General features: G+C 65.7%; 17 protein-coding genes. 16 read left to right on the top strand and 1 reads right to left on the bottom strand.

Features of this window, described 5'->3' with window-relative positions:
- The first annotated feature begins 7 nt into the window (after positions 1 to 7).
- The 8 genes from ASC63_RS16470 (at position 8) to ASC63_RS04110 (ending at position 5,472) form a co-directional block, all read left to right on the top strand.
- Positions 8 to 493 (top strand): hypothetical protein, encoded by a 486-nt coding sequence (locus ASC63_RS16470; RefSeq protein ID WP_200936767.1) that lies wholly within the window; start codon positions 8 to 10, stop codon positions 491 to 493.
- Positions 494 to 522: 29 nt separating this feature from the next.
- Positions 523 to 936 carry a phage holin family protein gene (locus tag ASC63_RS04140; RefSeq protein ID WP_055810204.1) on the top strand — a complete coding sequence of 138 codons (414 nt, stop codon included), beginning with the start codon at positions 523 to 525 and terminating at the stop codon, positions 934 to 936.
- Complete coding sequence (locus tag ASC63_RS04135; RefSeq protein WP_055810202.1) at positions 926 to 1,258, top strand: hypothetical protein; 333 nt, start codon at positions 926 to 928, stop codon at positions 1,256 to 1,258. The genes ASC63_RS04140 and ASC63_RS04135 overlap by 11 nt, the downstream gene beginning before the upstream one ends.
- Before the next feature lie 63 nt (positions 1,259 to 1,321).
- Entirely contained in the window at positions 1,322 to 2,047 is a 726-nt protein-coding gene (gene hemQ / locus ASC63_RS04130) for a hydrogen peroxide-dependent heme synthase (RefSeq protein WP_055814838.1), read from the top strand.
- Entirely contained in the window at positions 2,047 to 3,279 is a 1,233-nt protein-coding gene (locus ASC63_RS04125; protein ID WP_055810199.1) for a ferrochelatase, read from the top strand. Before hemQ ends, ASC63_RS04125 begins: the two co-directional genes overlap by 1 nt.
- On the top strand, positions 3,276 to 4,247 hold the full coding sequence (hemC, locus tag ASC63_RS04120; protein WP_055810197.1) for a hydroxymethylbilane synthase: 972 nt from the start codon (positions 3,276 to 3,278) through the stop codon (positions 4,245 to 4,247). Before ASC63_RS04125 ends, hemC begins: the two co-directional genes overlap by 4 nt.
- On the top strand, positions 4,244 to 5,038 hold the full coding sequence (locus ASC63_RS04115) for a uroporphyrinogen-III synthase (RefSeq protein ID WP_055810195.1): 795 nt from the start codon (positions 4,244 to 4,246) through the stop codon (positions 5,036 to 5,038). The genes hemC and ASC63_RS04115 overlap by 4 nt, the downstream gene beginning before the upstream one ends.
- Complete coding sequence (locus ASC63_RS04110) at positions 5,035 to 5,472, top strand: pyrimidine dimer DNA glycosylase/endonuclease V (RefSeq protein ID WP_055810193.1); 438 nt, start codon at positions 5,035 to 5,037, stop codon at positions 5,470 to 5,472. Before ASC63_RS04115 ends, ASC63_RS04110 begins: the two co-directional genes overlap by 4 nt.
- Here ASC63_RS04110 and ASC63_RS04105 read toward each other — a convergent pair.
- Entirely contained in the window at positions 5,462 to 6,016 is a 555-nt protein-coding gene (locus ASC63_RS04105; protein WP_235491797.1) for a MarR family winged helix-turn-helix transcriptional regulator, read from the bottom strand. The two genes, ASC63_RS04110 and ASC63_RS04105, sit on opposite strands and share 11 nt — an antisense overlap.
- 73 nt (positions 6,017 to 6,089) lie before the next feature.
- Between ASC63_RS04105 and idi the strand changes: the two genes are divergently transcribed.
- From idi to ASC63_RS04065, 8 genes are read left to right on the top strand one after another with little or no spacing between them, the layout of a single operon-like run.
- A complete protein-coding gene (gene idi / locus ASC63_RS04100) occupies positions 6,090 to 6,659 on the top strand; it encodes an isopentenyl-diphosphate Delta-isomerase (RefSeq protein ID WP_055810189.1) in 570 nt (189 codons plus the stop codon).
- Between the two features lie 2 nt (positions 6,660 to 6,661).
- Complete coding sequence (locus tag ASC63_RS04095; RefSeq protein ID WP_055810188.1) at positions 6,662 to 7,738, top strand: polyprenyl synthetase family protein; 1,077 nt, start codon at positions 6,662 to 6,664, stop codon at positions 7,736 to 7,738.
- A complete protein-coding gene (locus ASC63_RS04090; protein ID WP_055810186.1) occupies positions 7,738 to 8,646 on the top strand; it encodes a phytoene/squalene synthase family protein in 909 nt (302 codons plus the stop codon). Before ASC63_RS04095 ends, ASC63_RS04090 begins: the two co-directional genes overlap by 1 nt.
- Positions 8,643 to 10,241, top strand: coding sequence for a phytoene desaturase family protein (gene crtI, locus ASC63_RS04085; protein WP_055810184.1), 1,599 nt, complete (start codon positions 8,643 to 8,645; stop codon positions 10,239 to 10,241). The genes ASC63_RS04090 and crtI overlap by 4 nt, the downstream gene beginning before the upstream one ends.
- Positions 10,238 to 10,567 carry a lycopene cyclase domain-containing protein gene (locus ASC63_RS04080; RefSeq protein WP_055810182.1) on the top strand — a complete coding sequence of 110 codons (330 nt, stop codon included), beginning with the start codon at positions 10,238 to 10,240 and terminating at the stop codon, positions 10,565 to 10,567. The genes crtI and ASC63_RS04080 overlap by 4 nt, the downstream gene beginning before the upstream one ends.
- Positions 10,564 to 10,920, top strand: coding sequence for a lycopene cyclase domain-containing protein (locus tag ASC63_RS16215; protein WP_055810180.1), 357 nt, complete (start codon positions 10,564 to 10,566; stop codon positions 10,918 to 10,920). The genes ASC63_RS04080 and ASC63_RS16215 overlap by 4 nt, the downstream gene beginning before the upstream one ends.
- Positions 10,917 to 11,807 (top strand): prenyltransferase, encoded by an 891-nt coding sequence (locus ASC63_RS04070; protein ID WP_055810178.1) that lies wholly within the window; start codon positions 10,917 to 10,919, stop codon positions 11,805 to 11,807. Before ASC63_RS16215 ends, ASC63_RS04070 begins: the two co-directional genes overlap by 4 nt.
- The gene (locus ASC63_RS04065) at positions 11,804 to 14,029 is read left to right on the top strand and encodes an MMPL family transporter (protein WP_055810176.1); all 2,226 of its coding nucleotides are present in this window, start codon (positions 11,804 to 11,806) and stop codon (positions 14,027 to 14,029) included. The genes ASC63_RS04070 and ASC63_RS04065 overlap by 4 nt, the downstream gene beginning before the upstream one ends.

Here is a 14,029-nt window from a genome sequence, read left to right as displayed (position 1 = left end):
AGTGACGATGAAGGGCAAGATACTTTTTGTCACCGGCGCGGCGATCGGTTACGTGCTGGGGGCGCGTGCGGGCCGCAAGCGGTACGAGCAGATCGTGGCCGCGGCCAACAAGGTGTGGGAGACACCGGGCGTGCAGAAGCAGGTGCACCAGGTGCAGGACTTCGCTGCCGAGAAAATCGGCGACATTCCGGATGCGTTGATCGAGGGAGCAAAGAAGGCCGTCTCCTCCGTCGTGAAGCGTTCGAACACCACGAGCACCACAAAGCCGAGCACGACAAAGCCGAGCGCACAATCGGCGAATGCGTCAAAGGCGAGCACGACAGGCTCAACAGTCGCGAAGAAGCCGGCCGCGAAATCGACGACAAGGAAGCCTGCGACAAAGAAGCCTGCGACCAAGAAGCCCGCCGCGAAGAAGTCGGCCGCCTTGACGTCGGCGTCCACTCGATCGTCCACAGCGAAGTCCGCCAGCGCCACCGCGGACGAGACCGAATAAGACGCTCCTCGAGAGGACGGTGACCTCAAGTGACCGATGAACCCGAAGCCGCGGGCAAGCGTTCCTTTCTCGGACTGATCAGGGATCTGCCTGCGCAACTGATCGCGCTGCTGAAGGCCGAGCTGAACCAGCTGAAGGCTGAGATGATTAGCAAGGCGGTGCATGCCGGAGTCGGCATAGGACTGTTCGCGTTTGCGGGACTTCTCGCTTTCTTCATGCTGGCGACGCTTGTCGCCGCGGGTGTGCTCGGGCTTGCGCTGGTGTTCCCGGGGTGGCTGGCCGCCCTGCTGGCGGCCGCCGGCCTGCTCATACTCGTGGTGATTCTTGTGCTGGTCGGACTGCGCTGGTTCAAGAAAGCCATGCCACCTGTTCCCCAGCAGACGATCGCCAGCGTGAAGCAAGACGTGAATGCCATCAAGGGGGTGGGCAAGTATGACCACTGAACACACTCCGTCGCGACACCCGGGCACGCGAGGCGCCGTCGCACCCGGCCTGAGGGCCACGAATCCGAACCCGGTATCGACCCACGGACTTGAGCCGATTCCGGTCGTGGCTCCGAGCACCGACGCGGCCATCGAGGCGGCGCGGGCCCGAGCTCGGCTCGCGACAACTCTCACCTCCCTGGAAGACAAGCTCAATCCCCGCAAGCAACTCACGCGTCTTCGCCATGAGCATCCGGTGGCATCCGCCGCCGCGGCCACGGTACTCGCCTCGCTCGCGGTCGCGGCAGTGTGGGCCGGCGTGCGCGCGGTGCGCCGTCGCTGATAGTTGACCGCTGAAGTAGCCGTGCTTTTGCTCTCCCGCGTCTAACGAGGGAGGATGGAGGTCATGACTAACCCGGCTGCCGCCGTGGCAGCATCCCCCCACCACACAGCTCACCCCGACGAAGAACCTCCACAGGGCTTTACGCTCTGGGCCGTGTTCCGCCGTGACCCGCTGCGCTCTTCCGTGACGGATGCCGGCGGTGCCGACGAGCTGCGGGCCGCTGTTACGCAGGTAGAGGCATCCGGCGTCACCGTGCGCGGAATCTACGACGTCTCGGGCTTCAAAGCCGACAGCGACCTGATGTTCTGGCTGCACGGCCCGACCGCCGAAGGCATTCAGGCGGCGCTGCGCGTGCTGCGCCGCACCGCGCTCATCAGTGCGCTGCTGCCCACCTGGAACTACATGGCCGTGCACCGCGACGCCGAGTTCAACAAGGCGCATGTGCCGGCCTTCCTGCGCGGTGTCGCCCCCGCCGCCTGGATCACCGTGTACCCGTTCGTGCGCACCCACGAGTGGTACCTGCTGCCCGACGAGGAACGCAGCCGCATGCTGGCCGATCACGGTCGCAAGGGTGCCGCGTTCCGTTCGGTGCTCGCCAACACCGTCGCCGCCTTCGCACTCGGCGACTACGAGTGGGTGCTTCCGCTCGAAAGCGACAGCCTCACCGATCTCGTCGACCTCATGCGGGCGCTGCGTCAGACGGATGCCCGTCTCTATGTGAAGGAGGAGACGCCGTTCTTCACCGGCCGGCGTATCTCCGTCGCCGACGTGCCGGAGGTGCTCTCGTAGTGGCTGCCGTCAATCTGGGCAGAACCGGTCGGAAATCGCCGGCCGCGAGCGCCGTGCCGTTCGCGCCGGGCGCGCTGGTGCCGGGTGCCACTGCGGCGGCCCGGTCGGGTCGCGAGCACGTTCAGGAGCCGACACGCTACGACGCGATCCTGCTGGCGGGCTTCGGCGGCCCGGAAGGCCAAGATGACGTCATCCCTTTCTTGCGCAACGTCACGCGCGGGCGCGGAATCCCTGATGAGCGGCTCGAAGAGGTGGCCCATCACTATCGTCACTACGACGGAGTCAGCCCCATCAATGCGCAAAACCGTGCATTGCGGGCAGCGCTTGAAGAGCGTTTGACCGCACGTGGCGTTAACCTGCCGGTGTATTGGGGCAATCGCAACTGGGAACCATACATGGGTGACGCCGTGCGTGCGGCTTACGATGACGGCCATCGGCGCCTTCTGGCGATCGCTACGAGCGCGTATTCGTCGTACTCAAGCTGCCGTCAGTATCGGGAAGACTTTGCCGATGCCCTCGTCGACACCGGCGTGGGCGACGAGATCCAGATTGACAAGGTGAGGCAATTTTTCGATCACCCTGGTTTTGTCACCCCATTCAGCGACGGTGTGCGCGAGGCGCTCAATGACCTGCGGGTGCAGCTGAGTGATCTCGATGTCGCCCGTGAGGTTGAGGTGCTCTTCACGACGCATTCCATCCCCTCGACGGATGCTGCCGCCTCGGGTCCTGCCGAGCGAGATCTGGGTCCCGAGGGCGCATATGGAGCGCAGCATCGCGCCGTGGCCGAAGCGGTTATGGCCGCTCAGACCGGTGCGCGCCCAGAGTGGCAATTGGTGTACCAGTCTCGTTCCGGGCCGCCAAGTATGCCGTGGCTTGAGCCAGACATCAACGACGTGATTCGCACATTGCCCGAGCGGGGCATCCGTGCGGTGCTGATCGTGCCCATTGGCTTTGTCAGCGATCACATGGAGGTGCTGTGGGATCTCGACAACGAGGCCGCCGAGACGGCACGGGAGGCGGGCATCGTCTGCGTGCGAGTGCCGACGCCCGGCGTGCAGGCAGATTATGTCGACGGACTCGTCGACCTGACGCTTGAGCGGATCAACGGCACTGCAGTCACCGACCGCGCGGCCGTGACGCAACTCGGTCCGTGGTACGACGTCTGCCGGCCCGGCTGCTGCGAGAACACGCGACTCGGCTTCAAGCCTGCGCTGGCGGGAATCGCGCCATGACCGACATCGTGCGCATCGGCACCCGCGGCAGCGCGCTCGCGATGGCCCAGACGGGCGTCGTGGCCGAGGCCGTGGCCAAGGCATCCGGCCTGAGTGTCGAGCTCGTGCCGATCACCACGCACGGTGACACCTCACGCGAGTCGCTGAGCCAGCTCGGTGGCACCGGCGTGTTCGCCAGTGCGCTGCGCGAGTCACTGCTCGCCGGTGACTGCGACCTCATCGTGCACTCCCTCAAGGATCTGCCCACGGGCGAGCACCCGGGTCTCGTCATCGGCGCCGTGCCCAAGCGGGCGGATGCGCGCGACACGCTCGTCGCCCGCGACGCCCTCACGCTCGAGACCCTGCCCGCGGGGTCAAAGGTGGGCACCGGCTCGCCTCGCCGTGTGGCGCAGCTGCGCGCAGCGCGCCCCGATATCGAGGTTGTCGACATTCGCGGCAACGTCGACACCCGACTGGCCCGCATCGCCGAGGGCGCCGACGATCGCCTCGACGCGGTGATTCTCGCCGCCGCTGGCCTCGGCCGACTGGGGCGACGCGAGGTCGTCACCGAATTCTTCGAGCTGTCGCAGTGGCCCACCGCACCCGGCCAGGGCGCGCTCGCCATCGAGGTGCGCACCGAAGGTGTGACCGGGCACGGGGCGCTCGCCAAGGCGCTCGCATCCGTCAACCACGTCACCACGCACGCGATGGTGCTGGCCGAGCGCGCCGTTCTTGCCGGTCTCGAGGCCGGATGCTCCGCCCCCGTCGGCGCGACCGCCCAGATCGACGATGGCCTGTTCTTTCTCACCGCGACGGTCTACAGCGCCGACGGAACGCAGAAGCTCACCTCCTCGCACGCGGCCACGCCCGACGGCATGGCCGCCGCTCAGCTCGCCGAGGTCGCGGCCGAGGTGGCCGAGCGCGTCGTGGCCGAGCTGCTGGCCGCGGGAGCCGCGCAACTTGCACCGGTGGGAGGTGTCGCGCAGTGACATCCAGATCGCAGGGCCCCGCTGACAAACCGTTGGCCGGATGGCGCGTGCTGGTGCCGCGCGGCGGACCGTGGGGCGACACGGTCGCCGCCGATCTGCGCGCCGAGGGGGCCACCCCGGTGGTGGCACCGATGATCAACTTCGCGCCGACGCACGATGCTCCCGCCCTCGAGGCGGCGCTCGCGCGACTCGCGGCGGGAGACTTCGACTGGCTCACGGTGACGAGCGCCACGACCGTTGACGTGATCTCCGCCTGGCGCGCGAGCGTGCCGTCGACGACCCGCATCGCGGCCGTCGGCGAGACCACGGCTGCGGCGCTCGTTGCCGCCGGATACAAGGTTGACCTGGTCCCCTCCGAAGACAATTCCGCACGAGGGCTGCTCTCCGAGTGGGAGGCCGCGACACAGGGTGTCGTGCCGTTGCGGGTGCTCACGTTGCGCTCCGAGATCGCCAAGCCGCTGCTCACCGAGGGGCTCAAGCGCATCGGTCACGAGGTGTCGTCGGTGGTGGCCTACCGCACCGTGGGAGTGCCGGCGGCGGATGCTGTGGTGGCGGACGTCGCATCCGGTCGCGTTCACGCGATCCTGGTCACCTCGGGCAGTGTCGCCGAACAGGTGCAGCAGCAGCTCGGACCGGTGCCCGAGGGCACGGTCGTGGCGGCGATTGGTCCGCGTACCGCGAAGGATGCCCGCGCCGCCGGTCTGCGCGTCGACGTGATCGCCGACGAGCGCTCGGCCGAGTCGCTCATCGACGCGCTCGTGCGGGCCGCGCGTGGTGACGCCTCGCAGTGAGGCTCTGGTCGCTCCATCCGCGATATTTCGATCGGCAGGCACTGACCGCGTGCTGGCGTGAGGCTCTTCTCGCGCAGGCGGTGATTCTCGGGCGCACCCGGGGGTACACCGCGCATCCGCAGTTGCGTCGCTTCAGCGAGCAGGAGCATCCGGAGCGAGCAGCTGCGGCCTACCTTGCGGGCATCGTTGATGAGGCGGATGCCCGTGGCTATCATTTCGATCGCGAGAAGATGGTGGCCAGCACCGTCGGTGTGGCGTTGATCGCGGTGACCGACGGGCAGGTGGCCTACGAGTGGTCGCATCTGCGCGCGAAGCTCGAACGGCGCAGTCCTGAGGTTGCGCTCAGGTGGCGGGAGATTCGCCAGCCCGAGGCGCATCCGCTGTTCTCGGTGGTGCCTGGACCGGTGGCCGACTGGGAGCGAATCAGAGGCTGACGGTCGTCTCCATGCCGCTGAGCTCGGCGAGAAAGCGAATCACTGTTTCGCGCTCGTCGGGGCTGAGCCGTGCTGCGGCAACGAATCGCTTCGCATGAACCTTTCCGACCGAATCGCGCACCGCGTCATGGGTGCTCTGCGTGATGGAAATCGTCAGCGCGCGGCGATCCGTAGGGTGTGGCGCGCGTTCGATGTGTCCCGCAGTTTCGAGCCGATCCAACAGTTTCGTGGTCGATGCCGTGGAGATGCTGAGATGCTCGGCCAGGGCACCCGGCGTCACATTCTCTTCGAGATTCTTCGATGCCACGAGAAATCTCAATGCCTTCATATCAGTTTCGTTGAGCTTCATCTCGGTGCGCGATTCGAAGCGAAGGCGCTGCTCCGCCTCTCGCCATTCCCTCACGGCAATGAGAACCCGCACGATCTGGGAAATCTCCGCCTGATCCATTCCCTCGTATGAGACCAGTTCCTCGTGTGGGTCGATCACCCGCGGGTCCAGCATCGCATCTGGGGTTGAACGCGATGGTTTCGGCGGTCCGGGCATGCACACATCCTAGTGCTGTGGCATGATGCAAGCTAAGCTATTTACTAGACAAGCTATTTAAAAGGAGGATCTCATGATCGGCAGTGAACAGGTTGTGCTCCTCAATGAGGAGGGGAGGGAGATCGGCACGGCGGACAAATCCAGCGTTCACGGGCGGGAGACTCCTCTTCATCTTGCATTCTCGTGCTACGTGTTCAACGCGGAAGGGCAGGTTCTGATCGCCCGACGCGCGCTGCTCAAGAAGGCGTGGCCCGGGGTCTGGACCAACTCCTTCTGTGGCCATCCGCAGCCGGCCGAAACAATGCTGAATGCCGTGCGCACTCGTGCCGCGTATGAACTTGGCATGACTCTGAGTGAGATCGAGCTTGCGCTGCCCCTCTTTCGCTACCGTGCAACAGATGCGGCCGGTGTCGTGGAGAACGAGATGTGCCCGGTGTACCTTGCGGTCAGTGCGAGCGAGCCCGATCCGCGCCCACGCGAGGTCATGGAGACGCGCTGGATTGAGCCGCTTGATCTTGCCGAATCCATGCGCCGCACTCCCTGGGCCTTCAGCCCGTGGATGGTGTTGCAGGCGCAGCTCCTGCCGTTCCTCGGTGGAAATGCGGAGGCGACGATCGAGCAGCGGGCGGGGGTGCCGTCGTGAGCATGGCGACGGCGACCCTGCCGGGGACGGTGGAGATCGATCAGATAACGGCGTGTATCGATGCGTTCTTCACCGAGCGACTGGCGGCCGCGTCGCATCTCGGTGTGCGCTACGGTCAGCTCTGGGCCGCTGCCCGGGATGCGGCGATCGGTGGCAAGAAGCATCGCCCCGTTCTGGTGCTGAGCACCTATCGAGAGCTCTCCGCTTCGCAGGGGGAGTCGGCGGATGCGAGCGTGGTGCGTGTGGCGAGTGCTCTTGAACTTCTGCATACGGCCTTCCTCCTGCACGACGACGTGCTCGACGGGGACTTCATGCGGCGCGGGCATCCGAACCTCGCGGGACTATTTGCGACCGGTGCTGAAGGTCAGGGCATCGATCGTGAGCGAAGCGCCCAGTGGGGGCAAGCATCCGCGATTCTTGCGGGCGATCTTCTCATTCATGCTGCACAGCGAATGATCGTCGATATCGAGGTGCCGGAGGCACGACGCTTTGACCTACTTGACCTCCTGAGCGAGAGCATCTTTGTCACCGCGGCGGGCGAACTGGCCGACGTGGCGTTCAGTCTGCACGTCGAGCACGCAGACCTTGGCCAGGTGCTGGAGATGTGCGAGATGAAGACCGCCAATTACTCGTTCAGCACGCCGTTGAAAGCAGGGGCTATTCTCGCGGGAGCGGCGCCCGAGACGGTGCGTTCACTCGGTGAGATCGGGCGCCTCATCGGCATAGCCTTTCAATTGCGCGACGACGAGCTGGGTGTCTTCGGGTCGCCGGAGGTGACGGGTAAGAGTGTCATGACCGATCTGCGCTGCGGAAAAATGACCCCCCTCATCGCCTATGCGCGCACGACAAGCCAGTGGAACGCGATTTCCGGCTTGCTGGGTCGAGCGGAACTGACCGAGAGCGATGGGGTAGTTCTCCGCGGCGCACTTGAGCAGTGTGGGGCACGCCGATTCGTCGAGGACATGATCGACGACTATGTGCGCAGTGCCATTGAGCGTGCCGAAAGTGCACACCTTCCCGCCGAACTACAGCGGCAACTGACCGAGATCGCCCGGTTCGCCGCGGATCGTTCCGCGTGATGAGATCCACATCGACGTGCCCGGACGCGCGAGAATCGACGAACCTGGGCCTCTACACGCGCGCGGCAGAGAAAAGCTCCGCGCGCGTCATTCGCGAGTACTCCACCTCGTTCACCGGGGCGAGCCGATTGCTGGATCGCGCAGACCGGCCCCATATCGAGAACATCTACGCTCTCGTGCGTATCGCCGACGAGGTCGTCGACGGTGCCGCGCAGGAGGCGGGACTGAATGCCACCGAGCAACAGGCGCTGCTGGACGCTCTCGAGGCTGAGACCGAACGCGCCGTGGCGCATGGATACAGCACGAACCTCGTGGTGCATGGCTTCGCCACGACGGCGCGGGCCAGCGGTATTGACTCCGATCTCACCGCACCGTTCTTTCGCTCCATGCGCCGTGATCTGAGCCCGGTGGCGTTCACTGAGGCCGAGCTGCGTGAGTACATCTATGGCTCGGCCGAGGTCGTCGGGTTGATGTGCCTCCGAGTCTTTCTGCGCGACACCGATCCGGATGCCCGGCAGCGCGCCGAGCTCGAGAACGGTGCGAGACGACTCGGCTCAGCATTCCAGAAGATCAATTTCCTCCGCGACCTTTCGACCGACTGGCAAGAGCTTGGCCGCAGCTACTTTCCCGGTGTCTGTCAGGGCGATCTCACCGAATCGCACAAGCGTGAACTGGTGGCCGACATCGAGGCCGATCTGGCTGCGGCCGCGGTGACGATCCCGCTGCTGCCGCAGCCGTGCAGGAGAGCCGTTCGGGCCGCACACGACTTCTTCGCCGAACTGACGCACCGCATTCGGCGCACCCCAGTCGATTCGCTGATGCGAACACGCGTGCGCGTCCCGGCGGCGACCAGGGTGCGTCTGCTGGCAAGGGTAGTCGTCACGGGTTCCGAAAGGACGCCAGCGTGAGCTCCGCAGGCTGGAGACGGCGGAACCGCGGCGCGCAGCAGCGCAGCGCCGTTGTCATCGGCGGCGGAATCGCCGGGCTGGCCGCTGCCGCCCTGCTCGCCCGCGAGGGCCTGGCGGTGACAGTACTCGAAGCCCGAGGTCAGCTGGGCGGCAGGGTGGGAAACTGGGAGAGCGATGGCTTCCGCTTCGACACCGGCCCATCCTGGTACCTCATGCCCGAGGTGTTCGAGCACTTCTACAGGCTGCTGGGAACCAGCGCCGCCGAGCAACTCGAACTCTGTCGACTCGACCCTGGTTACCGTGTTTTCTTTGAGAACACGAAAGAACCGCTGGACATCGTGGGAGACAAGGACGCGAACCTGAGCGCGTTCGAGCGCATCGAGCCTGGAGCAGGCCGCGCCATCGCCCGGTACCTCGATTCCGCTCGCGATGCGTACCGGATTGCGCTGCGGCGCTTTCTCTACAGCACCTTCGCGTCATACAGCCCGCTCTTCGTCGGCGAGGTGCTTCGACGTGCAGGCAGGCTGGCGCGGCTGCTGCTTCAGCCTCTGGACAGGCTTATCGCCAAACAGGTACGCGACCCGCGGCTGCGCCAGGTGCTCGGCTATCCGGCGGTCTTCTTGGGCGCCTCCCCGTCGATGACGCCCAGCATGTACCACCTGATGAGTCATCTCGACCTGGAACAGGGTGTCTTCTATCCGATGGGCGGCTTCGGCGAGATCATCCGCAGCATCGCAGTATTGGCCCGAACCGAGGGCGTCAGCATCGAGACGGGGGCACACGTCACCGCGATCAATACGACGCAAGGCACGCGCCCGCGCGTCATCGGGGTGAGCGTCACCCACCCCGACGGCTCCGTGCGCGAGGTGGCCGCCGAAATTGTGGTCTCGGCTGCGGATCTGCATCACACGGAGACCGAGTTGTTGCCGCCGCAACTGCGCAGCTATCCGCAATCATGGTGGGATTCGCGGGTTGCCGGCCCAGGTGCGGTGCTTCTCCTTCTCGGGGTGCGTGGCAAGCTCCCTCAGCTTGCCCACCACAGCCTCTTCTTCACTGAGGACTGGAACGAGAACTTCGCGCGCATCTTCACCGCGCCGACGTCGGTTCCAGATCCGGCCTCCATCTATGTGTGCAAGCCCAGCGAGACCGATCCTTCGGTAGCCCCGCCCGAACACGAGAACCTCTTCGTACTGGTTCCGGTGCCGGCCGATCCAGCGATCGGCTTCGGCGGCGAGTCCGGCACGGGAACGCAACTCGTGGAGGCCGTGGCGGATACGGTGATCGAACAGATCGCCACCTGGGCGGGTATCTCTGATCTCGCCGAGCGCATCGTGGTTCGCCGAACCATCGGGCCGGCGGACTTCGAGAACGACCTCAATTCATGGAAGGGCAGCGCGCTCGGGCCCGCACACACCCTGCGCCAGAGCGCGTTTCTGCGTGGCAGGAACGTCTCATCGAAGGTTGGCGGTCTCCTGTACGCGGGCGGCACCACGGTTCCCGGCGTCGGTCTTCCGATGTGCCTGATCAGCGCGGAGCTGGTCATCAAGCGGCTGCGGGGCGACACGTCGAGCACAGCGCTGCCGGAGCCGCTATGAGCATGCTCTATCTGCTTGTTCTGCTCGGGGGACTCGGCTGCATGGTGTTGCTCGACCGACGCTTTCGGCTCTTCTTTTGGCGCGGCGCTCTGCGAGCGACCGCCACGCTCGTTCTCGGCGTGCTCTTCTTTCTCGCCTGGGACCTGTGCGGCATCGGCCTGGGCATCTTCTTTCGCGGCGAGACCTCGTTCATGACGGGCATTCTGCTGGCGCCGCAACTGCCTCTGGAAGAGGTGTTCTTCCTGACGTTCCTTTGCTACCTCGTCATGGTTCTTCTCCTCGGCGTTGAGCGGATGCGTGCCGCAGCCAGCGAAAGGCGCCCATGACCTACCTGTGGCTGAGTCTGGTGTTTCTCGCAGTGTCGCTCGCCGTGGCTGCGTTGTCGATTCTGCGGCTGAGGCGGCGCAGGCGCGATGGAAGCGAAGACCGCGCGCGCCGAACCATCGCCCAATGGGTCGTGCCATTCACTCTTGTCGGGGTCGTCGTTATGGCGCTCACCGCGGTCTTCGACAACGTCATGATAGGAATCGGGCTCATGTCGTACGCGCCGCAGCACCTTTCGAGACTCTCCGTCGGCGCCGCTCCGATCGAGGACTTCGCCTATCCCCTCGCGGCACTCATCGTGTTGCCTGCCCTTTGGAGCCTGTTGGGCGCAAGTCGAAAACGGTCGGCGGCATGATCCCCGCCCTGCGCACGAGCACGCTCGCGAAGCTGACGGTGTCCTCCCGGCCCGTGAGCTGGATCAACACGGCCTTTCCCTTCGCGGCCGCGTATTATCTCAGTCGGGGCCATCTCGACGCCACCCTGATCGTGGGCACGCTCTTCTTTCTCGTGCCATACAACCTCGCCATGTACGGCATCAATGACGTCTTCGACTACGAATCCGATCTGGCCAATCCGCGCAAGGGCGGCCTCGAGGGCGCGCTGCTCGATCGCGGCCTGCATCGTGTGACGCTGGTGGTGGCGATAGGGCTGTGCGTGCCCTTCGTGGTCGTGCTTGTGCTCGCGGGAACCTGGGTTTCGGCAGTGGTGCTGGCGATCAGCCTCTTCGCTGTCGCGGCATACTCGATACCTGGCCTGCGCTTCAAGGAGAAGCCGTTCCTCGATTCCGTCACCTCGAGCGTGCATTTTGTCAGCCCTGCCGTGTTCGGGCTCGCGCTCGCCGCTGTCGTCGTCACTCCCGCGCTGGTGGCTGTGCTCGTTTCGTTCTTCCTGTGGGGCGTGGCCAGCCATGCGTTCGGAGCGGTGCAGGATGTGATGCCGGACCGGGAGGGCGGCATCCGCTCGATCGCCACCGTCATGGGGGCCGCGTGGACCGTGCGCTTCGCCATCGCTGCGTGGCTGCTGGCGGGCCTGCTGATGCTCGCCACCCCGTGGCCGGCGCCGCTCGCGGGACTGCTCGCCTTGCCGTATATCGTGGTGGCCCTCCCGTTCCGCGCCGTTGCCGATGGGCGGTCTGCATCGGCCAACCGTGGCTGGAAGCGGTTCATCTGGCTGAACTACCTCTGTGGTTTTCTCGTTACCCTGTTGCTGATTGTCTACTCGCTCGAAAGGCCGTTGAGATGACCGAATCCACCCGTCGTGACTGGACACCCGCCCGCTGGCTGCGCATCGTGCTGCCGGCGGTCGTGCTGATCGTGTGGCTGCTGGCCGCGAGCTTCGGCGGGCCGACGTTCGGCAAGCTCTCGTCGGTGTCGAAGAACGACCAGGCGGCCTTTCTGCCGGCCAGCGCCGAGTCGACCAAGGTCAACGAATGGCAGCAGAAGTTCACCGACTCGAACGCGATCCCCGCCATCGTGGTGCTGGCATCCGACGCGACCATACCGAAGAGCGACCTCGCCACGTTCGCGCAGCTCGGCACGAAGCTGGGTGCGGTCGACGGCGTGCAGGCGCCGGAAGGCTCGGCGAAGACATCCGTTGCCGGGCCCATCCCCTCCGAGGACGGCAAGGCCGTCGAGTTCATCGTGCCGGTTGCCGACAGCAACAACGTCAAGTCGGTCATCGCCGAGCTGCGCACCGTCGTCGCCGACAACACGGGCGCCGATGTGCGCGGGTACGTCACCGGGCCGGCGGGGCTCACCGCCGACCTCGTGAACGCTTTTGGGGGTATCGACGGCATTCTGCTGCTCGTCGCTGTCGGCGCCGTCTTCGTGATTCTGCTGCTGGTTTACCGATCGATAGTGCTGCCGTTCCTGGTGCTCTTCACGTCGATTTTCGCGCTCACGGCGGCGATTCTCGTGGTCTACGCGTTCGCGAGCTGGGGCTGGATCGCGCTCAGCGGGCAGAGCCAGGGCATCCTGTCGATTCTCGTGATAGGTGCCGCGACAGACTATGCGCTGTTGCTTGTCGCGCGATATCGAGAGGCTCTCGCACACGTCGAATCGAAGTGGGCCGCGCTGGGCAGGGCGTGGAAGGCGGCGCTGGAGCCGATCGTCGCATCCGGAGTCACCGTGATCATCGCCCTGCTCTGCCTGCTGTTCTCCGATCTCAACTCCAACAAGAGCCTCGGCCCGATTGCGGCGATAGGCATCGTGTTCTCGCTGTTCTCCGCGCTCACCCTGCTGCCGATGCTGCTCGTGCTGTTCGGGCGGGTGGCGTTCTGGCCGTTCCGGCCGAAATATGCGCCGGATGACGCGCATCCGCACGCACACGTGAGCCAGGAGCGCGTGGCGGGTCTGGAGGGCATCAGTGGTCTGTGGCGCCGCGTGGGCACCGTCGTCGCGCGCCGTCCGCGTGTCACGTGGGTCGTCGCGCTCGTGCTGCTGCTCGCGTGCGGGGCCGGCGTGCTGCAGCTCAAGGCCAACGGCGTCTCCCAGACCGATGTGGTGCTGAGCCACTCCGATGCGGCCGAGGGGCAGAAGGTGCTCGCACGGCACTTTGATGCCGGTTCCGGCAGCCCGGTCGTCATCATCAGCGACAGTGACAAGGCGGATGCGACGCTCGCGGCGGTGAAGAAAACCGACGGCATCACGACGGCCACGCTCTACACCGGCAGCGGCAGGCCGGCCTCAACGTCGCCAGCCATGTCGCCACCCGCTCCGCAACCCGTGCAGAAGAGCGGGCGGGTGCTGATCAACGCCACGCTGGCCTCCGAGGCCGACTCGCAGCAGGCCGAAGACGTGGTGCGCGAGCTGCGCCGCACACTTCCCGCCGTGGATTCCGGGGTGCTCGTCGGTGGAGTGACCGCCATCGCGCTCGACACCAATGTCACGGCTCAGAGCGACCTGATCAAGATCATTCCGATAGTGCTCGTGGTCATTCTGCTCATCCTGATGCTTCTGCTGCGCTCGATTCTCGCGCCGGTGCTGCTCATCGGCAGCGTGGTGATCTCCTACGCGGCGGCGCTCGGGGTCTCGGCCCTTGTCTTCAACCACCTCTTCCACTTTCCGGGGGCGGATGCCGCGGTGCCGCTGTTCGGCTTCGTCTTCCTGGTTGCGCTCGGCGTCGACTACAACATCTTCTTGATGACGCGGGTGAGGGAGGAGTCTCTCGGTCTCGGAACCCGGCCGGGCATCCTGCGCGGACTCGGCGTGACCGGCAGCGTGATCACCTCGGCGGGTGTCGTGCTCGCCGCCACGTTCGCGGCGCTCGCGGTCATCCCCATTCTGTTCCTCGTGCAGATCGCGTTCATCGTGGCGTTCGGCGTGCTGCTCGACACGGTGGTTGTGCGCTCGCTGCTCGTTCCCGCCGTCTCCTACGACATCGGTCGCGCCATCTGGTGGCCATCGAAGCTGTCCCGCGCCGGGGAAGTGCCCAGCCGCGCGGACGTAGGCTTATCGGGTGAATGA

Origin of the sequence: Leifsonia sp. Root112D2 (assembly GCF_001424905.1) — a bacterium.
GTDB lineage: Bacteria > Actinomycetota > Actinomycetes > Actinomycetales > Microbacteriaceae > Root112D2.
Note: the sequence above shows the minus strand (reverse complement) of the source record. Positions and strands in the feature narration are given on the sequence as shown.